The organism is Streptomyces sp. SAS_270, assembly GCF_052543295.1.
This window is the reverse complement of sequence record NZ_JBMNDS010000006.1, coordinates 140,853-161,211: the sequence shown is the minus strand read 5'-3', so window position 1 is coordinate 161,211 and position 20,359 is coordinate 140,853. Positions and strand designations below refer to the sequence as shown.

Sequence of the window (20,359 nt, the reverse complement as noted above, 5' to 3'; positions counted from 1 at the left end):
ACTTGGCACCACTGCGCTCCGCGCCCGGGCCACGGCACAATGGGGGCGCCGCCGACGTGCGGTCAGCGCAGCGTCAGTTGGGCGTCAGCGCCGACCGCGACTGTTGTTGCCATGACGTCGATCGTGGCAGTCTCCAGCTGTCTTCCCGACACCATCCCGATCGCTCGGTTCCAGAAGGAACTGCAGCTGACGGATGTCCAGCTAAGGCGGTACGAGCGCTTCTACGGGCTGTCCGAGGTCTGCCGTGACCCCGAGGCGACCGAGACGGAGCTGCTGCTGCGCGCCGCGGCCAAGCTCGTCGAGCTGCGCGGGCAGGAACAGCGCGTCAAGTACGTCCTGCAGGCGCGGACCATGCCGTCCCCGCTGCCGTATCCGCTGACCTCGCTCGGTCCGGTGCAGGCCGAACTCGGCCTGGAGCACGCCACCGCGTTCGTGGTGTCCCACCACGCCTGCGCCTCGGGGCTGCTCGCCCTGGACATGGCCGGGACGCTGCTTGCCGCCGACCCCGATCCGGACGCGCTCGCCCTCGTCCTCGCCGGTGAGAAGGCGTGCACGGCCCTGACGCAGTCCATCCCGGACGTCACCGTCATGGGCGAGGGCACCGTCGCCTTCCTGGTGAGCGCCGACCGCACCGGCCGCGACCGGATGCTCGGCTACGCGGCCCGTACGTACCCGCAGTTCGGCGACGAGTTCATCATGGGCGAGAGCGCGGCCAAGGAGTTCCAGGACCTGTACGGGCCCGGGCTGTGCGAGGTGATCGGCGCGGCCCTGGAGGAAGCGGGCTGCGGCCTCGACGACCTGGCCCTCGTCCTGCCGCACAACGTCAACCGGCTGTCGTGGATCGGCGTCTGCAAGGCGCTCGGGCTGCCCCTGGACCGGGTCTTCCTCGACCTGGTGGCCGAAACCGGGCACTGCTTCTGCGCCGATCCCTTCATCAACCTCCAGCAGGCCGCCGAACTGGGGCGGCTGCGCCCCGGCGACCGCTACCTGATGACCAGCGTGGGGCTCGGGGCGACCTTCGCGGCCATGGTCTTCGAACACTGAGCCCGCTTCCGCACCGCCCCGGGCCAGTCCCGGGGCGGGCGCACACGAGAAAAGACGAGGTCGACATGCATCTTCCGTCCTCCGGATTCAGCGGGCGCCTCAAGCGTGCCGTCACCGGGGCCGCAGACACCCCCCTGGTGTTCCTGGGCAACTTCGAGGTGGAGAACCAGTGGGCCGTGGGCGAGCCCGCGCTGCCCAGGGTCGCCTCGCACGCGGGCAGCGCCGTCGTGAACCGCATGGACGAGTTCGCGCTGCTGCTCGGCGGCAAGGACGACCACGTCGTCCTCAAGACGGCCCTGGACGAGGGCTACCGCGTCTACCTGGAGGGCCTCGGCCTCGCGCTGCCCACCGTGCACGTCGTGGCCGGACAGGACCCGCAGCGCACCGTCAGCGAGGACGCCCTCGCCGACCCGGAGCTGCTGCGCACCCTCGCGGCGCTCGGCGCGGACGGTGCCCGGCTGACCGCGCACGGCATCTCCACCGTGGAGGAGGAGCTGTCCGAGCGCACCGGACTGCGCCTGGGCGCCCCCTCCGCCGCCATCTGCAAGCGCGTCAACAGCAAGGTCTACAGCCGCCGGCTCTCCGACGAGCTGGGCATCCGGCAGGCGCGCGGCTGGGCCTGCGAGACCCTCCCGGAACTGGCGGCGGCGGTCGAGGCGGCCGGTGAACTGCTCGCCGCGGGACGCAAGGTCGTCGTCAAGGACGCGTTCGGGGTGTCCGGCAAGGGCATCGTCGTCCTCGACAGCGAGAAGCGGCTCGCCCGGCTGCACCGGATGGCGGTCACCCAGGCCGAGCGCGCGGCGGCGGCCGACGGCACGGCGCCGCGCACCGCCCTCGTGATCGAGGAGTGGGTCGCCAAGCGCGCCGACCTGAACTACCAGTTCACGGTGGGTCAGGACGGCTCCGTGCACTTCGACTTCGTCAAGGAGCTCCTCACCGAGGGCGGCGTCCACAAGGGCCACCGCATGCCGGCCCGGCTGACCGCCGACCAGGTCACCGAGATCGCCGGGACCGCGGACCTGCTGGGCGAACGGCTCGCCGCCGACGGCTACTTCGGGGTGGTCGGCGTCGACGCGATGGTCGACCCCGACGACGGTCTCTACCCGGTCGTCGAGATCAACGCCCGCAACAACATGTCCACCTACCAGAACGTGGTGCACGAGGGCCTGGCCGGACCCGACGAGGTCGCCGTCGCCCGACACTTCTCCTTGCGCCTGACCCGGCCGCTGCCCTTCGCCGAGCTGCGTGAGGTCCTGGACGGGCTGCTCCTGGAGGAGCGGGGCACGCGCGGCCTCTTCGTGAACAACTACGCCACCGTCAACGCCGCCGCCGCAGGCGCCGGTGAGAGCGGCTTCGAGGGCCGGCTGTACGGCGTCCTCGTGGCCGCCTGCGACGACGACGTCGAGGCCCTCGACACCGACATCACCCGCCGCCTCGCGGCCCACACGGAACGGAGCTGAACGTGAGCGTCGCATTCGAGGTGCAGGGCCTCGGCATCACCGGGCTCGCCGAGGAGTTCGGCACCCCCCTCTACCTGTACGACGGCGAGGAGATCAGCACCCGCTTCCAGGGGCTGCGCACTCACCTGCACCCCGCCCTGGAGGTCTTCTACTCCCTCAAGGCCAACCCGAACATCTCCGTCTGCTCGCTGCTGCACCGCTGCGGCGCCCGGGCCGAGGTGTCCTCGCTGACCGAGCTGGTCACCGCACGCCGCGCGGGCGTGGCGCCGTACGACATCATCTTCCTCGGCCCCGGCAAGAGCCGCGCCGAACTGGCCGCCTGTCTCGACGAGGGCATCTACGCCGTCGTGTGCGAGTCGCTCGGCGAGCTGGCCCTCATCGACGAGGTCGCGCGTGAACGCGGTGTCGTCGCCCCGGTCGCGCTGCGCGTCAACCCGAGCTTCACCGTCAAGGGTTCGGGCCTGACGATGGGCGGCAAGCCGCGGCAGTTCGGCATGGACGAGGAGCAGCTGCTCGCCGAGGCCCCCGACCTCGGGGCCCGCCATCCCGGCGTACGGCTCATGGGCGTCCAGGTCTACCTGGGCACGCGCATCCTCGGCGAGGACACCGTCGTCGAGAACACCCGGCGGATCCTGGAGCTGGCCGACCGCATCGCCGGGCACTTCGGTTTCCCGCTGGAGATGGTCGACGTCGGCGGCGGCCTCGGCATCGCCTACTTCGACAACGAGAAGGACCTCGACCTCGCCGAGCTGACGGCCCAGCTCAACCCGCTGATCGCCGGCTTCAGGGACACGCACCCCGACACCCGCATGATCATGGAGCTGGGCCGCTTCCTCGTCGCCGCGTCCGGCACCTATGTGACGCGCGTGCGCTACACGAAGACGTCGATGGGGGAGAACTTCGCCGTCACCGACGGCGGCACCAACCACCACATGGCGGCGGTCGGCATCGGCTCGTACGTGAAGCGGAACTTCCCGATGGCCGCCCTGGAGCGCCTCGACGAGCCCGCCACCGAGCCCTGGCACATCACAGGACCGCTGTGCACGCCCAACGACGTCATCGGCAAGAAGGTGCCCATGCCGGCGCTGCGGGCCGGCGAGCTCGTGGGCGTACAGCGTTCCGGCGCGTACGGGCCGACGGCCTCGCCGGTGCACTTCCTCAGCCACGGCTACCCGGCCGAGGTCCTCGTCCTGGACGGGCGGGCGCACCTGATCCGCGAGCGCGACGACGTCGAGGTGATGCTCGGCCGCCAGCGGCTGTACGACGCCACCGAGACCACCGGCGATCTTGCCGGTGCCGAAGACAACTGACCGCAACCCACGGATCCAAGGAGAAGAACCACATGAGCGAGAACACCGCAGTCGCCGTCGCCGGTGCGGAGCGCGCCCCCTACGTCGACGCCGTCCGCAAGGGCCTGTCGGAGGTCCTCAACAAGGACGTGTCCGGCGCCGAGGAGAGCGTGCGGCTCTTCGACGAGCTGGGCCTGGACTCCAGCAGCGCGCTCGAACTGCTGATCACCATCGAGGAGATCCTCGGTGTGCAGTTCGACGCCGAGGAGCTGGAGATGACGCACTTCGAGACGGTGGGCTCGCTCGCCGACTTCGTCGCGGCGGAAGCGAGCGCCTAGGCATGTTCCGTACGACTGCGCCCGTGCGGCGCCCTCGCGCGACGGCGGACGCACCGGCGGCCGTGCCCCGGGTCGTCCGGGCCGCCCGGCACACCGCGGCGGGCCCGGGCGTGCCGTACGAACCGGTCGGTGTGCGGGAGGAGTTCTTCCGCGAGATGGGCGCCCCCTACTCGGTGCCCTTCGACTCCGAGCGGTACGCCGACGGGGGCCGGCGCACCTCGGTGGAGCTGGCGAACGGCGCCCTGGACGCGCTGGGGCCGCTGTCGGCCGAGGAGTGCCCCGAGGTGGTGGTCGTCGCCTATGCCACCCCGGACTTCGACCACGCCGAACTCGTCGCGTCCTGCCTGAAGGGCCGCCTGCCGGGCGAGCCCCTCTCGTTCGCGCTGTCCGACCAGGGTGTCCTGGCGCCGTTCAGCGCACTGCGGGTGGCGGTGGAGTACGCGCGGCGGTGCGGCTTCCGGCGGCTGCTGCTGATGGTCGTCGACCAGGGCACGCAGCCGTTCACCGTGCCCGGGCGGGAACACGACCCCGTCCGGGCGGACACGGCGGTGGCACTGCTCCTGGAGTGGGACGGGGGCGGCGGCGCCGTCCGCGGCATGGCGCAGGGACGGCCTTCGGACGCGGTGTTCACCGAGTGGGACCGGGCGGCATCGGTGGTCGCGGGGGCGGGACTGACCGCGGAAGCGGCCGGGGGACGGGTCGAACTGCCGTCGTGGGAGGGCGAATTGACCAGTGCCGCGCCGGGGCGGCCGTGCACCGGCGTCTGGACGGCGCTCCTCGGGACGGCTGTCGCGGCGCCGGCCCGGGGCCGGTATGTGGTGGTGGCCGACTACGACCGGGAACGCGACTTCCTGGCCTATTGCACGCTCGATGCGGGGGAGTTGGGGTCCGATGACGGTTCCGGCCGAGGTGCGTGAGCACTGGCGGGAGGCTCGGGTGAGCGCGCGGGCGGATGGCCTGGTGCCCGCGCTGACCCTCCTGGTCCGCGCCCTGTCCCCCGGCGCGTCGCCGCGCGGGCCGCGCGGGCACGCCGTACTGCCCAAGGAGCTCCTGGAGGAGTTCGCCGCGATGGAGGCGGAGGACGCCCGGCGCGAGCAGCAGGCCGAACAGGGCACGGGCGCAGGCGATGGCGCAGCCGGCGACGGGCACGAGCGTCGCCGGTTCAGTGAGTTCAGTGAGCTCAAGGAGTCCCGGGACGACGACGGTCCCGTGCCCGGGCTCGCCGTGCTGCGGCCCGGCGAGGGCGACGCGGGTGCCGTCGCCGGGTCCGTGTCACCGTCCGCGTCCCGCGACTGGAGCACCGGACTGGCCTGGCTGCGGCTCGGCGTGTCCGAGCGGCTGCGGGACGCCTCCATCGCGTATCTGGCGCTGCGCCAGGTCGAGGGGACCTCGCTGCTGATGCAGCAGATGGTCAAGGGCGCGCTCGCCGACGTACTCATCGAACACCTGGAGATCGAGGGCTTCCTCGACGACCTCGCCGACGGCATCGACCGCGTCGCCGTGCCGCTCGGCCCCCGCCCGCCGATCGACGAACGCGAACTTACCCGGCTGCAGGCGCAGATCACCCGGGCCGACCGGACGCTGCTGCGGCTGCTGGGCGCCCACGGCTTCACGGCGGAGGGCCCGGGCATGACCGCGCACGCCTCCGAACTCCTCGCAGACGTGTACTGCGGCGGCACGACGGAGGGGGACGCGTGATCACCCTGCCCGGCTCCCTCGCCACCACTCAGCAATACGTCCGTCGCTGGGCCGACGACCTGCGCGCGGGCGCCCTGGAACTCGACCGGGACCCCGACGCCATCCACCGCTACCTCGATCTTCCGGCCGTACGGTTCCTCGCCGGGCACGAGGTGCCGCCCGACTGGGACCGGGCCGGCCCGGAGGCGGGCAGCGGGCCCGCGCACGGCCTGGCCACCCTCGAACGGGTGCTGGTGAGCGAGGAGTTGGCGCGCGGCGACGCCGGCATGATGCTGGCCTCGCCCGGCGCGTCGATGTGCGGCGTGCTGCTGAGCGTCCTCGGCAGCCAGGAGCAGCGGGACTGGGTGTACGGCATTCTCGCCGAGCGGCCCCGCTGGACCTGCTTCGCCCTCACCGAGCCCGAACGCGGCTCCGCCATCGGGGAGATGACCTCCACGCTGACGCCGACCGGTGACGGCTCGTACGTCCTCGACGGGGAGAAGCGCTACGTCGGCAACGCGGCCCGCGCCGACGTGGGTGCCGTCTTCGCCCGGGTCGCCGGTACCGAGCGGCTCGGGGTGCTGGCCGTTCTGGTGGACACCTCCGACCCCGGGTTCCGTGCCGAGCCGCTGCCCACGGTCGGGCTGCGCGGCGTGCAGCTGACGCGGATCACGCTCGACTCCGTGCACGTGCCCGCGGAGCGGGTGCTCGGTGCGCATCTGCCGGCGACGCGCCGGGGCATGTGGAGCATCGTCGCCGTCTTCAACCAACTGCGCCCGAGCGTCGCCGCGATCGCCCTCGGGATCGCCCGGGCCGCCCATGAGTACGTCGCCGAGCACCGCGGGCGGCTGCGCGGAGCGGAGCGGGACCTGCACGAGGCGCTCGGCCAACGGATCGACGCGGCACGGCAGTTGACCTACCGCGCCGCCCTCGCCGTGGACGCGCGGCCGTCCGCCGGGCATCTCGCCTCGGCGGCCAAGGCCAGGGCCTGCGAGCTCGCGGAGGAGGTGACGCTCGCGGCACCGGGCTTCTTCGGGCCCGGCGCCCGGGTCGACCACCCCCTGCTGGACAAGCTCGCCCGGGACGCGCGCGGCGTGGAGTTCATGGAAGGGACACGCACCATCCAGAAACTCAACCTCTTCCAGGGGCTCCACACAGGAAAGGTGGGCCGGAACTGAACGGGACATTCCGCGAAGGCGGCATCGATCAGGTGGAGGTCTGGCACATTCCGCTTGACGGCCCCGACGGCGGCGGGGGCGGACCGGCCGGCGAGGAATACCCCGCGGTTTGGTCCGCGTGGGAAGACCTCCTCGACGACGACGAGAAGACGCGCGCCAGGATGGGAGTACGGCCCGGAATGCGGCGGCGCTTTGTGATCGCGCACGCCGCCGCCCGGATCGTCATCGGCGAGCGTCTCGGCCGTGCGCCGCAGGCGGTGCGATTCACCCGCGGCCGCTGGGGAAAGCCCCGCGTCGAGGACGCGGGGCAATTCCACTTCAGCCTCTCGCACTCGGGTGACATCGCCCTCGTCGCGCTGGCCGCCAGGCCGGTCGGGGTGGATGTCGAGCTGGCCCGCGCGGAACTGGACATCATGCGACTTTCCCGGCGTTACTTCCCAGGGAACGAGCGTGAGTTGGTCGAGCGGGAGGGCCCCGACGCCTTCGGCCGGCTGTGGACCAGAAAGGAGGCCTGCGTGAAGGCGGCGGGCGGCCGTCTCACCCAGGGAATGGCACTCGCCGTCGCCGACGCCGAGTGCCAGACTGTCGTGCGTGCTCTGCACGGTCCGCTTCCCGGGCCTTGGAGAGTTGCGGATCTGTCACTCCCCGAGAACTATTCGGGGGCCGTCGCGCTGTTGGGCGACGGCCCCTTTTGCGTGTCGCGGAAAATGTGGTATTCAATTCCGCCAGTGGAACCCGACGCCAAGGGGATCGGGCGAGGTGTCAAGTAGAAGAAACTCCCCCCCACACCGGCGTACTTGTACCCGTGATCGTGTGCCACGGCGTCACTAGATTTGAGTACGTCAGAGCGCACGGCAATACACCGGTCAAAACCCGGAAGTCAGGCCCGTGTCACGCGATTCCGGGCATTTTGTTTGAGGAGGGGAGAGTAATCGTGGGAGGCAGCAACCTGATCACCAGGACTGCTCGGTGGAGCGCCGTCCATCCCTGGTGGGCGATGACGCTCTGGGTGGTGTTCGTCCTGGGTGCGCTGGTGGTCGGAGGTGCGACCGGTACACGGGCGGCCACCAACTCGGACCTGTCCATAGGCCAGTCCGGCCGGTCGGCCGAGATCGCCAAGAGCGGCGGCCTGCAGGACCGTGCGGTGGAGAACATCCTGGTCACGCCCTACGAGGGCAAGCTCGACGCCGACCGGGCGCGAGCGGCCGCCGAGGACGCCGCTGCCGCCCTGAAGAGCGAGAAGGGCGTCGCCTCGGTCGGCGCCCCGGTGCCCGCGCCGGACGGCTCGGCCCTGCTGGTCCCCGTGACCCTCAAGGGCGACCCCGAGACGGCCGCCGACCGCGTCCAGCCGCTGCTCGACAAGGTGGCCGCGACCCAGCGCGCCCACCACGACGTACGCGTCGAACTCGTCGGCGCCGGCTCCATCAAGGCCGGCCTGAACGACCTGCTGGAGAAGGACCTCGGGCGGGCCACCGTGCTGAGCCTGCCCGTGACGCTGATCGTCATGGTCTTCGTCTTCGGCGCGATCGTCGCCGCGAGCGTCCCCGTCATCCTGGGCATCTCGTCGGTGCTCGCCGGACTCGGCCTGTGGGGCGTCGCCTCCCAGCTCGTCCCCGACCCGGGCCCGGTCACCCACATCATCGTGCTGATGGGCATGGCGATCGGCGTCGACTACTCGCTCTTCTACCTCAAACGACAACGCGAGGAACGGGCCCTGGGCGCCGACAACATCGACGCCATCGAGATCGCGGCGGCCACCTCCGGCCACTCCGTGCTCACCTCCGGACTGGTCGTCATGGTCTCCATGGGCGCGCTCTACCTCGCCGGGCACATCGCCTTCGAGTCGATGGCCACCGGGGCGGTCCTCGTCGTCGCGATCGCCATCCTCGCCTCGCTCACCGTGCTGCCGGCGATGCTCTCCAAGTTCGGCCGCTACCTCGACAAACCGCGGGTACCGCTGGTGTGGCGGCTCACCCAGAAGGGCGGCGTCAAGCCCCGCCTGTGGTCGGCGATGCTCAAGCCGTCGCTGCGCCACCCGGTCATCGCCCTCGTGCTGTCGGTCGGCGCGCTGCTCGCCCTCGCGGTGCCGGCCCTCGACCTCAGGCTCAAGGCGACCGGCATCGACGACCTGCCCAAGTCGATCCCCGCGATGCAGGCCAACGAGCGGCTGACCCGGTCCTTCCCGAGCCAGGCCGACACGCACATCATCGCCGTGAAGGTGCCCGCCGGGGAGGCGAAGCAGCTGCACTCCGCGGTGATCGAGCTGGTCGACCGGGCCGCGAAGGACAGCCTGTTCGTGCACACCCCGGCGCCCGAGATCCGTACCTCGAAGGACGGCACGGTCAGCACCATCGCCGTCGGCACACGCTTCAACAGCAGCTCCGACAAGGCGCGACAGTCCCTGACCGTGCTGCGCGAGGACATCGCGCCGGACACGGTCGGCACGGTGCGGGGCGCCGAGTTCGCGGTCGGCGGCAGCGATGTGGCGTACGACGTGGACTACCGCGCGAACGTGGTGGAGAAGATGCCGTGGGTGCTCGGGGTGGCGCTGCTGCTGACCTTCCTGGTCATGGCCATCGCCTTCCGGTCGATCACGCTCGCCCTGATCACCGTGGTCCTCAACGTGCTGTCCGCGGTCGCCTCGTTCGGCCTGCTCGCGCTGATCTTCCAGCGGACCTGGGCCGAGGGCATCCTCAACTTCGAGTCCACGGGCCGGGTGGTGGCCTGGCTGCCGCTGATGCTCTTCGTGATCCTGCTCGGACTGTCGATGGACTACCACGTCTTCGTCGTCAGCCGGATCAGGGAGGCGGCGCGTGGCGGGCTGTCCATCCGGGACGCCGTCGAGCAGGGCATCACGCGTACGGCGGGTGTCGTGACGAGCGCCGCGGTGGTCATGGTCTGCGTGTTCGCACTGCTCGCCTCGCTGAACTTCATCGAGATGAAGCAGATGGGCGTAGGCATGGCGTGCGCAGTGCTGCTGGACGCCACGCTCATCCGGATCGTCGTCCTGCCGGCCGTGGTCACCCTGCTGGGCTGGAAGACCTGGTGGCCCTCGCGGCTCGCGCACCAGGACGAGAGCAGGCCGGCGGTGATCCCGGCGTCGGTGGCGGAGCGCGCACCGGTGCTGTGACGGTGACACAGAACACAGCGGCCTGACGGCAGTTCGCAGGGGCCGCCGAGTATTGGCTTCCACGCGTGGCTGTGAGGATGGGGCTCGGCCCCTCCTCGCAGCCACGCTTTCGTGTGCGTGCCAGTTCCGTTCAGCATTCAACAGTGAGTTTCAGGTGTTCAACTTGTTAACCCTGTGGCCAAAGTTGTGGAAGTTGTAGACTCGCGGTGCGTTCGGCGAGGACGGGGACCGGCTGGCCTGTTTGGCTCAGCTCCGACTTTCTGCTAGGCGCACCACGGGGGAAGCAGGGCGATCAGGGGGAGTGACGCATGCACGGTGACGACGGCGCGCCGTCGGAGCGTTGGATGAAGGAGCTCACCCGTGTCGGCGCGTTGTCCGAACGGGAGATGCAGGTCTTTTCTCTGCTGGGTGCCGGGCATTCCAACCGCGGCATCGCGGCCCGGCTCCATGTCACGGAGCGCACCATAAAGGCGCATGTCGCGAGCATTCTGGCCAAACTGGAAGTGGAATCACGGCTTCAGGTGGGCCTCGTGGCCCAGGCGTACCAGCTCATGTACGAAGGTACAGTGCCGAATCGGCCGGGTGTGACCGATAATTGATCAAGTTCCAATTGACTCCCAGGTTTTCCCCTGTGTCAGGCCGGGCGGAAGAAGCGAGTCGCGGTTCCGCATGCCGGCTTGAGATCGCGAGATGGGAGCTCGCGGCTGCAATTCATAGGTAGGGACGGGGTTTTGGTGTACATCTCAATATTGGGTCCGATGCTCGTGGGTGACGGTGACAGAACCGTCGGCCTGCGGGCGAAGAAGATACGCGTCATGCTCACCATGCTGGCGTTGAATCCAGGTCAGGTTGTCGCTTTCGACGAGCTGATCGACGAACTGTGGGGCGAGGCACCGCTCAAGAACGCGCGGAACGCCCTGCAGGCGAATGTGAAGCGCATGCGCAAGTCCCTGGGTGAACTCGGGCTCGACAGCCCGGAGAAGCCGCTCATCCGCACCGTCGACAACGGCTACCTTCTGGAAGCCCCCGACGACGCGCTGGACGCCTATCGCTTCCTGCGTACGGCGGAGAAGGGGGCGAGCCTGGTCAGCCGGGAGCCGCAGGAGTCCATGGACCTGCTGCGCAAGTCCCTTTCCATGTGGCGGGGCCCTGCCCTGCTGGACGCGAGCGACGGTCCGCGGTGCCGAGCCGTGGCGCTCCGTCTCGACGAACAGCGCAAAACTGCGAGGGAAGACCTCATCGAAGCACAGCTCCAGGCCGGCGAAGCGGGGGTCGTCGTGGCTGAGCTGAAGCAGTTGCTCGCGCAGTATCCCGAACGGGAGCGGTTCAGCGAGCAGTTGATGATCGCGCTCTACCGGTGTGGACGCCAGTCCGAGGCCGTCGACATCTTCCACCGCACCCGCAAGTGGCTCGACCAGGAACTGGGGCTCAAGCCGAGCCGCCGACTGCACCACGTCTACCAGGCGATCCTGGTGCAGGACCCGTCGCTGTGCGACATGTGATCCTGCGGTAGCAGCAATGTCCCTCGTGTCGCCGGCAGTTCCGCACTTCGCGGAGCTGCCGGCGACACGGCGTTTTGGCCCCCTCGGGGCCCGCGAGCGGTAGCCCTCAGGCCTCGCCGAGCGCCGCGTTCGTGAGGGCGCCGATGTGCCGGGCGGCGTCGGCCGACAGCATCTCCTCGTGACCGCAGGGCACTTCGTGCACGGTCAGCGGGCCGTCCACATGCTCCAGCCAGCGCCGTGCGAGGTCGGCGGTCGGGGCCGGCCGGCCGTCGGCGGCGACGAACAGCGTCAGAGCGCCGGTGAAGCGGCCGGGCGTGAACTCCCGCGCGATGTCGGTGTGATGGCGCATCACACCCATGAGCGAGCGCAGCTCCTTCTCGCCGATCCCGGTGCCCGCCGCGTGGTGGTCCAGGAACGCGGTGCGGATCTCGTCGTCGGAGGGGTTCGGGTCCTCGGGGAACACGGGATAGACGTCGAGGGCCCCGAGGAACGCGACCTCCTCGCCCGCCGCCTGGAGCTGCACCGCCATCTCGTGGGCGACCAGTCCGCCGAAGGACCAGCCCAGCAGGTGGTACGGCCCGTGCGGCCGGACCTCGCGGACGCGCTCGACGTAGGTGGCCGCGAGCGCCCGTACGTCCCGTGGCCGGTCCCAGTCCCGCCCGTCCACCGCGATGCCGTCGGACTGCAGGGCGTACACGGGCCGCTCCGCGTCGAGGTGCGGGGCCAGCTCGGCGTACGGCAGCCCGAAGCCGACCCCGCCGTGCACGCAGAAGAGCGGGGCGGCCGTGCCGGTGGGCCGGATGGCGAGGACGGGGTGGAGGGGGACGTCACGGGTGACCGCGCCGGACGCCTCCTGGTCCTCGTCGGTGCGGGCCGCCGCCGCGAGGCCCGCCACCGTTCGGTGGGTGAAGACGTCGGCCAGCGAGAGCGTGAGCCCCGCCTTCGCGGCCCGCGCGACGATCCGCACCGAGCGCAGGCTGTCCCCGCCCAGCGCGAAGAAGTCCCCGTCGGCGTCGACCTCCTCGAGGCCGAGGATCTCGCAGAACACCTCGGCGAGCACCTCCTCGGCGGCGGTGCGCGGCGCCCGCCCAGGGGCCACGGCGCCGGCAGCTCCGGCCCCGGCTCCCGGCGCCGGAAGGGCGCGCGTGTCGAGCTTGCCGTTCGCCGTCAGGGGCAGCGCGGGCAGGGTCACCAGGGACGCGGGCACCATGTGCGCGGGCAGCGACTCCCCGACGTACGCACGCAGGACGGGTACGTCCACCGCGGCCACGCCCGACACCGGCACGACGTATCCGGTCAGCCGGCGCACGCCGGTGGGTGTGGCGGTGACGGTGACGGCGGCCTGGGCGATCACCGGATGGCGGGCCAGCGCGGCCTCGATCTCACCGGGTTCGATGCGGAAGCCGCGCAGCTTGATCTGGTGGTCGGCGCGGCCCACGTAGTCCAGGGCGCCGTCGGGCCGCCACCGCACGAGGTCGCCGGTGCGGTACATGCGCGTTCCGGCGGGCCCGTAGGGGTCCGCGACGAAGCGCTCGGCCGTGGTGACGGGCCGGCCCAGGTAGCCGTGGGCGAGACCGTCACCGGCGATGTGGAGCTCACCGGTGACGCCGACCGGCGCCGGGGCGAGGGCCGCGTCGAGGACGTAGACGCGGAAGTTGTCCAGGGGCCGCCCGATCGGCGGCTTGCCGCCCGGGGTCAGCGGTGCGCTCCAGGTGGAGCAGACCGAGGCCTCGGTCGGGCCGTAGGCGTTGCGCAGGACGCCGAGGCGTGAGAAGCGCTCGACCAGGGCGGGCGGGCATGCCTCGCCGCCCGTGAACAGGCTGAGATCTTCCGGTAGTTGGGCCTCTTCGGGGAACCCGGCGATGACGGTCGGCGGCAGGATGGCGTGGTTGACGCCGTGCGCGGCGACCAGATCGGCCAGCAGTTCGCCGGAGAGCCGGCTGTCGCCGGTGGCGAACACCAGCGTGCCGCCGGAGAACAGCGAGGCGCACAGCTCCCACACCGTGGCGTCGAAGCTGAACGAGGCGAACTGCAGGGCCCGCGTGCCCGGCCCCGCGCCCGCGTGCGTGCGCAGGTTGGCGACCAGGTTGGCGGCTCCCGCGTGCGGCACGGCCACGCCCTTGGGGCGGCCCGTCGAGCCCGAGGTGTAGATGACGTACGCCGTGTCGCGCGGGGTCAGCGGGCGCGTGCGGTCGGCGTCGGTGGGGTCGGTGGCGGTGCTCCCGCGCAGCTCGGCCAGGGTGGCGGGGGCGTCCAGCACGAGCGGGGCGGGGCCGCCGGGCCGCACCGGGAGGCGGTCGGCGACCTCTTCGGCGGTGAGGACCTCGGCGGGGGCCGCGTCGTCGAGCATGTACGCGATGCGCTCGGCGGGATAGTCCGGGTCGACCGGCAGATAGGCCGCACCCGTCTTGAGGACCGCCAGCAGGGCCACCACCGTACGGGCGGACCGGGGCAGTGCCAGCGCGACCACGTCACCCGGGCCGATGCCGCGCCCGAGGAGCAGATGAGCGAGGCGGTTGGCGTCGGCGTTGAGCTCCGCGTAGGTGAGGCGGGCGGGTTCGGCCGCGGCGGGGTCGGGGACGAGCAGGGCCGGATGGCCGGGGGAGTGCGCGGAGTGCGCCTCGAAGAGGGACGGGAGCGTGGCCGGGGGCTGGGGCCGCCGGTCGCCGTGCCAGGCCGTCAGCAGGGTGTGGCGCTCCTCGGGCGAGAGCAGGTCGAGGGCGCTGAGCGGGGCGTCGGGTGTGCGGGACGCGGAGTCGAGGAGGGTGGCCAGGGAGCGCGCGATGCGGTCCGCGGTCGCCTCGGTGAACAGGTCGGCGCTGTACTCCAGTTGGATGTCCAGGCCGCCCGGCCCGCCGTCCTCGGCCGTCCGCTCCGTCACCTGGAACGCCAGGTCGAACTTCGCGGTGGCCGTACCGACCGGCTCGACCGCCGCCGTCAGCCCCGGCAGCCCGGGCAGCGGATCCGTGCTGTTCTGGAACGCCAGCACCACCTGGAAGAGCGGCTGCCGCGCCATCGAGCGCACCGGGTTCAGCTCCTCCACCAGGTGCTCGAAGGGCAGTTCGGCATGGGCGTACGCCGTCAGGTCGCTCTCCCGCACCCGGGCGAGCAGCGCGCTGAACGCGGGGTCGCCCCCGGTGTCCGTGCGCAGTACCAGCGTGTTCACGAAGAAGCCGACCAGATCGCGGACCGCGTCGTCCGTGCGCCCCGCGACCGGACTGCCCAGCGGGATGTCGGTGCCCGCGCCGAGCCGGGTCAGCAGGGCGGCGAGCCCGGCCTGCACGGCCATGAAGAGGCTGGCACCGCCCCGCTGCGCGAGGTCCGCCAGCCGGGCGTGCGTCCCGGCGGGCACGGTGCGCACGACGGTTCCGCCGCGGTGGCCGGCGCGTGCGGGGCGCGGGAAGTCGGCGGGCAGCTCCAGTTCCTCCGGGATGCCCGCCAACGCCTCGCGCCAGTGGGCCAGTTCGGCCGCGGCCAGGCTGTCCGCGTCCGCCTTGGTGCCGAGCAGCCCGCGCTGCCAGCGGGCGTAGTCCGCGTACTGCACGGGCAGCGGCTCCCAGCGCGGCGGACCGCCCGCCCGCCGCGCCGCGTAGGCGGCCGACAGATCGCGGGCGAGGGGCTCCAGTGACCAGCCGTCGGCGGCGATGTGATGCAGCGTCAGCGTCAGTACGTGGCTGTCGACGCCCAGCGTGAACAGACGGGCGCGAAGCGGGACCTGGGCCGACAGGGCGAAGGAGTGGGCGGCCTCGGCGGCCAGCGCCTCGGCGAGTGCTTCGGCGCCGGAGCCCGGCAGCTGGACGAGCCGCAGCCGGGCGCCCGCCTCCGCGGCCTCCTCGGGGGAGAGGATCAGCTGCGAGGCAAGCCCGTCCGCCTCGGTGAACACGGTGCGCAGGCTCTCGTGCCGGGCGACCACGTCCGCCACCGCCGCCGTCATCGCCGCGGTGTCCAGCGGTCCGGTGAGGCGGACGGCCAGCGGGATGTTGTACGCGCCGGACGGGCCGTCCATGCGGTTCAGGAACCAGAGCCGCTCCTGCGCGTACGACAGCGGGGCGGACGCCGAGCGGTGCGCGGCGGCCCGCAGCGCCGGCCGGTGGCCGGTGGACTCGGCGGCCTTGGTGGCTTCGGTGTCGCCGGGGGCGGCGGGGTCGTCGGGCAGGGTGCGGGCCAGCGCCTCGGCCGTACGGGCGTCGAAGAGCGCGCGCACCGGGACGTCCGCGCCGAGGGCCGCGCGCAGCCGGTTGGCGACGCGCACCGCGGACAGGGAGTGACCACCCAGGGCGAAGAAGTCGTCGTCGGCGCCGACCCGTTCGAGCCCGAGGACCTCCGCGAAGACCGCGCACAGCAGCTCCTCGCGCGCACCCTCGGGCGCCCGGCCGGTGCCCGCCCGCTCGTCGGGCGGTGCGGGCAGCGCCTTGCGGTCGGTCTTGCCGTTGGGGGTCAGCGGCAGCGCGTCCAGGGGAACGTACACGGCAGGGACCATGTGGTTGGGCAACACCGCGGACGCGCGCTCCCGTAGCTTGTCGCGGTTGGTCCCTGCCGGTACGACATAGGCGACCAGGCGGGCTTCCCCGTACTGGTCGGTGCGGGCCGTGACGACGGCCTGCTGTACGCCGGGCTGTGCCGCGAGCACGGACTCGATCTCGCCGAGCTCGATGCGGTAGCCGCGGATCTTGACCTGGTGGTCGCTGCGGCCCGCGTACTCCAGGGCCGAGCCGGCGCCGTCCCAGCGCACCACGTCACCGGTGCGGTACATGCGCGCCCCCGGCGTGGCGGGCGGCGCGAACGGGTCGGCGACGAAGCGCTCCGCGCTCAGCCCGGGCCGGTTCAGATAGCCGCGGGCGAGCCCGGTGCCCGCGATGTACAGCTCGCCGAAGGTGCCGTCGGGCACCGGGCGCAGGGCGCCGTCGAGGACGTACACGCGGGTGTTGGCGATCGGGCGGCCGATGGCGGGCGGGCCGGAAGCGCCGGACGCACCGGGCCCGTGCGGCTCCGACGGCGCCACCAGGGTCGCCGCCGTGGACCAGATCGTCGTCTCCGTGGGGCCGTACACATTGGTCACGGACGCGCAGTGCGCGGTGAGCGCCCGGGCGAGCGGCTCGGGCAGCGCCTCACCGCCCACCAGGGCGCGCAGGCCCGCGAGCCGAGGCGCGTGGTCGGCCGCGAGGGACTGCCACAGGCTGGGCGTGGCCTGCATCAGGGTCGCGTCGGAGGTCGTCACGGCGGCGGCGAGGGAGGCCGGGTCGCGCACCGTCTCCCGGTCGGCGACGAGGAGTTCGGCGCCGGCCGCGAGCGGCACGAACAGCTCCAGGTTGGCGATGTCGAAGCCGAACGTCGTGACCGCGAGGAACCGGTCCTCGGGCGTCACCTCGAAGCGCCGGCGCATGTCCTCGACCAGGTTGGCCAGCGCGCCGTGCGGTACGACGACGCCCTTGGGGCGGCCGGTCGAGCCGGAGGTGTAGATGACGTAGGCGGGGTGGTCGGCGTGCGGGGCGGGCGGTTCCTGGGCGGGGGCCGCGACCGGTTCGTCGGGGACGGAGTCCGGGTCGTCGAGGACCCAGAGGGGGCCGGTGGGAGCGTCGCCCTGGCCCCTCAGGAGGTCGCGGACCCGGCGATGGGTGAGCGTCACGACGGGGGCCGCGTCCGCCAGCATGTAGTGGAGTCGGTCGCCCGGGTAGTCGGGATCCAGGGGCAGGTAGGCGGCGCCGGACTTGAGGACGGCGAGGGCGGCGACGACCAGGTCGCAGGACCGGTCGAGCGCGAGGGCGACCACCCGCTCGGGGCCCGCACCGGCCGCGCGCAGCGCCCGCGCCAACCGGTCGGCCCGCGCGTGCAGTTCGCGATGGCTCAGGCGCTGCGCGCCGCAGGTGACGGCGGGCGCGTCCGGGGTGCGGTCGGCCCACTGGGCGAGGAGGGGGGCCAGCCAGTGCCCGGGGACGGCCGCGTCGGTGTCGTTGCGTGCGCCGACGATACGGGCCCGCTCGGCCGCGTCCAGGACGTCCAGCCGCCCGCAGGGCACGTCGGGCCGGGTGACGGCGGCCTCCAGGAGCCGCGCGAAGCGCAGCCCGATCCGGTGCGCCTCGCCGCGAGGTACGAGGACGGGGACATGGCTGACCGCCAGGCCCACCGGGGCGCCGGGGAAGACCGTGAGGGTGACCGGGTAGTGGGTCGCCGAGCGGATGTCGACGGCGGTGACCAGCGGGCCCGCAGCGGTGCCGGCGGCCTCCGCCTCCGCCTCCGGCGTGAGGGGCGTGCGGCCCATCGGGTAGTTCTGGAACATCAGCGCGGTGTCGAAGAGTTCCCCGCGCACGGAGGTCAGCTGCTGCACCTCCGCGAGGGTCAGGTGCTCGTGCGGCAGCAGTTCGGCCTGGCTGCTCTGCACGGCGGCGAAGAGTTCGGCCGGTGTGCGGGCCGGGTCCACGTGGACGCGTACGGGAAGGGTGTTGGCGAACAGGCCCACCATGTTCTCGACATCGGGGATCTGCGCCGGCCTGCCCGACGTCACGGCGCCGAACAGCACCGTGTCCTGGCCCGTCAGCCGCGACAGGAGCAGGGCCCAGCAGCCCTGCACCACCGCGTTGACGGTGAGCCCGCGGGAACGGGCGAACTCCGTGAGCGCGGCAGAGACTTCCGGGGTGAGGTCGAGGGGGACGGACTCGGGCAGCGCCTGGCGGGCATCGACGGGCGGGCCGCTCGCGGCATCTGCGCCGTGCTCCTCCGTGCTCGCCGCCGGCACCAGACGCGTCGGCTCCGTCACGCCCGCGAGGGCGCACCCCCATGCCTGCCGGGCCGCCTCCTTGTCCTGCGCGCCGAGCCAGGAGAGGTGGGCGTGGTACGGAGCGGCGGAGGGAGCCTGCGGCACCGAGGCGTCGGCCCCCGGCTTCAACGCCGTTGCCAGCGTCGCCAGTTCACGGGTGAGTGTCGCCATCGACCAGCCGTCCACCAGGATGTGGTGCACCGTCCACACCAGACGGCAGCGCCCGCCGCCCGCTCTGATCAGGGTGAAGCGGTGCAGAGGCGGCTTGGACAGGTCGAAGCGGCGCAGCCGGTCCTCCTCCGCCACCCGGTCCAGCTCGGCGGCGGTCGGCTGCCCCTCGCCGGGAGAGGCGGTCAAGTCGACGTCACGCCACGGCAGTTCGACGGTCTTGGGGATCACCTGGATCGCCTCGCCGCTTCTACGGTGGCGGAAGCAGGCCTTCAGGTTCGGGTGCCTGTCCAGCAGGGCGGCGGCCGCCGCGCGCAGGCCCATGGCGTCGGCGTCGGTCATTCCCTCGAAGTCGACCACCAGCTGGAGGGTGTAGACATCCGTGCCCTCGCGGTCGAACTCCGAAAGAAAGAGCAGCCCCTGTTGCAGCGGAGACAACGGAAGGACTTCACTGATAGCCGATGGCCGATTCAAAGCCGCGCCCCTCATGGAATAGCTGGACAGACGGAAACACAAACAATTTCCGATCGCGCTGACGCTAAACTGACCGACAACTGACACCCTGCTGACGCCTCGCCTGCCCGCGCCGCCTGCGACGGGCCGCCACCCTGCGTCAGCAGTCCGTCAGTCCCTCGTCAGCGCGCGAGGAGAGGCTTACCGGCGAGGCTAATTCGTTGCCGAAGGCCAGGAGTGCCCAGTGCCGGTTATATCCGCGTCGCATGAATTCGACGTCAGTGACCTCTTCGTGAATCTGCAGCCGTTCTTCGGACGCCGTCTCTTTCTGAAGGTCGAGGGATTCAACTTCGCCGGTTCCATCAAACTGAAGGCGGCCCGGGAGATGGTCGCCCAGGCGGAGGCCGCAGGCGCCCTCGGCCCCGGCTCGACGCTGGTGGAGTCCTCGTCCGGGAACATGGGCGTCGCCCTGAGCGTGCTCGCCGCGAGCAGGGGCTTCAAGTTCCTGTGCGTGACCGACTCCCGCTGCAACGCGGTGACCCGGCGCACCATGGAGTCCTTCGGCGCCGAGGTCCATGTCATCACCGAACCGCACGAGACCGAGGGCTTCCTCGGCGCGCGCATCCGCCATGTGAAGGCGCTGCTCGCCGCCGACGAGAAGAAGGTCTGGCTCAACCAGTACCTGAGCGCGGGCAACTGGATGGCGCACTACCGCACTACGGCGCCCGCCATCGCCCGGCAGTTCCCCGACCTGAACGTGCTGATCGTCGGCGCGGGCACCACGGGAACCCTGATGGGCTGCGCCCGCTACTTCCGCGAGCGGCGCCCGGGGGTGCGGATCGTCGCCGTGGACAGCGTCGGCTCCGTCACCTTCGGGGAGCCCCCGGCCACCCGGCACATCCCGGGCCTGGGCACCAGCGTGCGCCCCCCGCTCCTGGACGAGTCCCTCGTCGACGCCGTCGTCCACGTCCCGGAGGCGGACACCGTCCGTACCTGCCGTGAACTGGTCCGGCACGGATTCCTCTTCGGCGGCTCCACCGGAACCGTCGTGACCGGCGCGCTCGGCTGGCTCTCCGAGCAGTACGGCGACGGCGTCGGAGGCGTGAGCGACCAGGTGACCGCCGTGACCATCTCGCCGGACCTGGGCGAGCGCTACATGGAGACCGTCTACCACGACGAGTGGGTGCGCAACTCGGTCGGTTCCGAAGGTCTCGCGCAGGGCGTCGGAAGTGTGCGCGCGGGAGCCGAATTCGCCGCCGGCCTGGAAGCCGTATCCGGCTGACCGGCTGACCGACAGGTGAACGGCGAGCAAGTGGCAGGACAGCGTTGAAGGTTGATGGGGCGGGGCTGAGGCTGAGAATGACGG

13 protein-coding genes are annotated in these 20,359 nt (G+C 71.9%); 12 read left to right on the top strand and 1 reads right to left on the bottom strand.

Annotated features, from left to right (window positions below; translation table 11 throughout):
• Window positions 1-111: 111 nt before the first annotated feature.
• From ACN6LB_RS06585 to ACN6LB_RS06535, 11 genes are all read left to right on the top strand, one after another.
• On the top strand, window positions 112-1,044 hold the full coding sequence (locus ACN6LB_RS06585) for a 3-oxoacyl-[acyl-carrier-protein] synthase III C-terminal domain-containing protein (RefSeq protein WP_445024945.1): 933 nt from the start codon (window positions 112-114) through the stop codon (window positions 1,042-1,044).
• Window positions 1,045-1,109: 65 nt separating this feature from the next.
• On the top strand, window positions 1,110-2,504 hold the full coding sequence (locus ACN6LB_RS06580; RefSeq protein ID WP_356138197.1) for a preATP grasp domain-containing protein: 1,395 nt from the start codon (window positions 1,110-1,112) through the stop codon (window positions 2,502-2,504).
• Between the two features lie 2 nt (window positions 2,505-2,506).
• On the top strand, window positions 2,507-3,814 hold the full coding sequence (locus tag ACN6LB_RS06575) for a type III PLP-dependent enzyme (RefSeq protein ID WP_445024944.1): 1,308 nt from the start codon (window positions 2,507-2,509) through the stop codon (window positions 3,812-3,814).
• A 32-nt stretch (window positions 3,815-3,846) separates the two neighbouring features.
• On the top strand, window positions 3,847-4,131 hold the full coding sequence (locus ACN6LB_RS06570; RefSeq protein ID WP_445024943.1) for an acyl carrier protein: 285 nt from the start codon (window positions 3,847-3,849) through the stop codon (window positions 4,129-4,131).
• 2 nt (window positions 4,132-4,133) lie between these two features.
• Entirely contained in the window at window positions 4,134-5,048 is a 915-nt protein-coding gene (locus tag ACN6LB_RS06565) for a hypothetical protein (RefSeq protein WP_445024942.1), read from the top strand.
• A complete protein-coding gene (locus ACN6LB_RS06560) occupies window positions 5,023-5,829 on the top strand; it encodes a hypothetical protein (RefSeq protein ID WP_445024941.1) in 807 nt (268 codons plus the stop codon). The genes ACN6LB_RS06565 and ACN6LB_RS06560 overlap by 26 nt, the downstream gene beginning before the upstream one ends.
• Complete coding sequence (locus ACN6LB_RS06555) at window positions 5,826-6,986, top strand: acyl-CoA dehydrogenase family protein (RefSeq protein ID WP_445024940.1); 1,161 nt, start codon at window positions 5,826-5,828, stop codon at window positions 6,984-6,986. Before ACN6LB_RS06560 ends, ACN6LB_RS06555 begins: the two co-directional genes overlap by 4 nt.
• Window positions 6,987-7,018: 32 nt before the next feature.
• Window positions 7,019-7,756 (top strand): 4'-phosphopantetheinyl transferase family protein, encoded by a 738-nt coding sequence (locus ACN6LB_RS06550; RefSeq protein WP_445024939.1) that lies wholly within the window; start codon window positions 7,019-7,021, stop codon window positions 7,754-7,756.
• Window positions 7,757-7,920: 164 nt separating this feature from the next.
• Window positions 7,921-10,116, top strand: a complete 2,196-nt coding sequence (locus tag ACN6LB_RS06545; protein WP_356138181.1) for an MMPL family transporter — start codon at window positions 7,921-7,923, stop codon at window positions 10,114-10,116.
• A 308-nt stretch (window positions 10,117-10,424) separates the two neighbouring features.
• Window positions 10,425-10,715, top strand: a complete 291-nt coding sequence (locus ACN6LB_RS06540; RefSeq protein ID WP_356138178.1) for a helix-turn-helix domain-containing protein — start codon at window positions 10,425-10,427, stop codon at window positions 10,713-10,715.
• 159 nt (window positions 10,716-10,874) lie between these two features.
• Window positions 10,875-11,618, top strand: a complete 744-nt coding sequence (locus tag ACN6LB_RS06535; RefSeq protein ID WP_356138176.1) for an AfsR/SARP family transcriptional regulator — start codon at window positions 10,875-10,877, stop codon at window positions 11,616-11,618.
• 106 nt (window positions 11,619-11,724) lie between these two features.
• On the opposite strand, the gene ACN6LB_RS06530 is transcribed toward ACN6LB_RS06535, so the two are convergent.
• Complete coding sequence (locus ACN6LB_RS06530) at window positions 11,725-18,978, bottom strand: amino acid adenylation domain-containing protein (RefSeq protein ID WP_445024938.1); 7,254 nt, start codon at window positions 18,976-18,978, stop codon at window positions 11,725-11,727.
• 259 nt (window positions 18,979-19,237) lie between these two features.
• Between ACN6LB_RS06530 and sbnA the strand changes: the two genes are divergently transcribed.
• Window positions 19,238-20,275 (top strand): 2,3-diaminopropionate biosynthesis protein SbnA, encoded by a 1,038-nt coding sequence (gene sbnA / locus ACN6LB_RS06525; protein ID WP_445024937.1) that lies wholly within the window; start codon window positions 19,238-19,240, stop codon window positions 20,273-20,275.
• The last annotated feature ends 84 nt before the right edge of the window (window positions 20,276-20,359 follow it).

Excerpts from the sequence above, each read along its gene's own strand:
- ACN6LB_RS06580 (WP_356138197.1), top strand. The coding sequence starts at position 1,110 with ATGCATCTTCCGTCCTCCGGATTCAGCGGGCGCCTCAAGCGTGCCGTC.
- ACN6LB_RS06570 (WP_445024943.1), top strand. The coding sequence starts at position 3,847 with ATGAGCGAGAACACCGCAGTCGCCGTCGCCGGTGCGGAGCGCGCCCCC.
- ACN6LB_RS06535 (WP_356138176.1), top strand. The coding sequence starts at position 10,875 with ATGCTCGTGGGTGACGGTGACAGAACCGTCGGCCTGCGGGCGAAGAAG.
- ACN6LB_RS06560 (WP_445024941.1), top strand. The coding sequence starts at position 5,023 with ATGACGGTTCCGGCCGAGGTGCGTGAGCACTGGCGGGAGGCTCGGGTG.
- ACN6LB_RS06585 (WP_445024945.1), top strand. The coding sequence starts at position 112 with ATGACGTCGATCGTGGCAGTCTCCAGCTGTCTTCCCGACACCATCCCG.
- ACN6LB_RS06540 (WP_356138178.1), top strand. The coding sequence starts at position 10,425 with ATGCACGGTGACGACGGCGCGCCGTCGGAGCGTTGGATGAAGGAGCTC.
- ACN6LB_RS06565 (WP_445024942.1), top strand. The coding sequence starts at position 4,134 with ATGTTCCGTACGACTGCGCCCGTGCGGCGCCCTCGCGCGACGGCGGAC.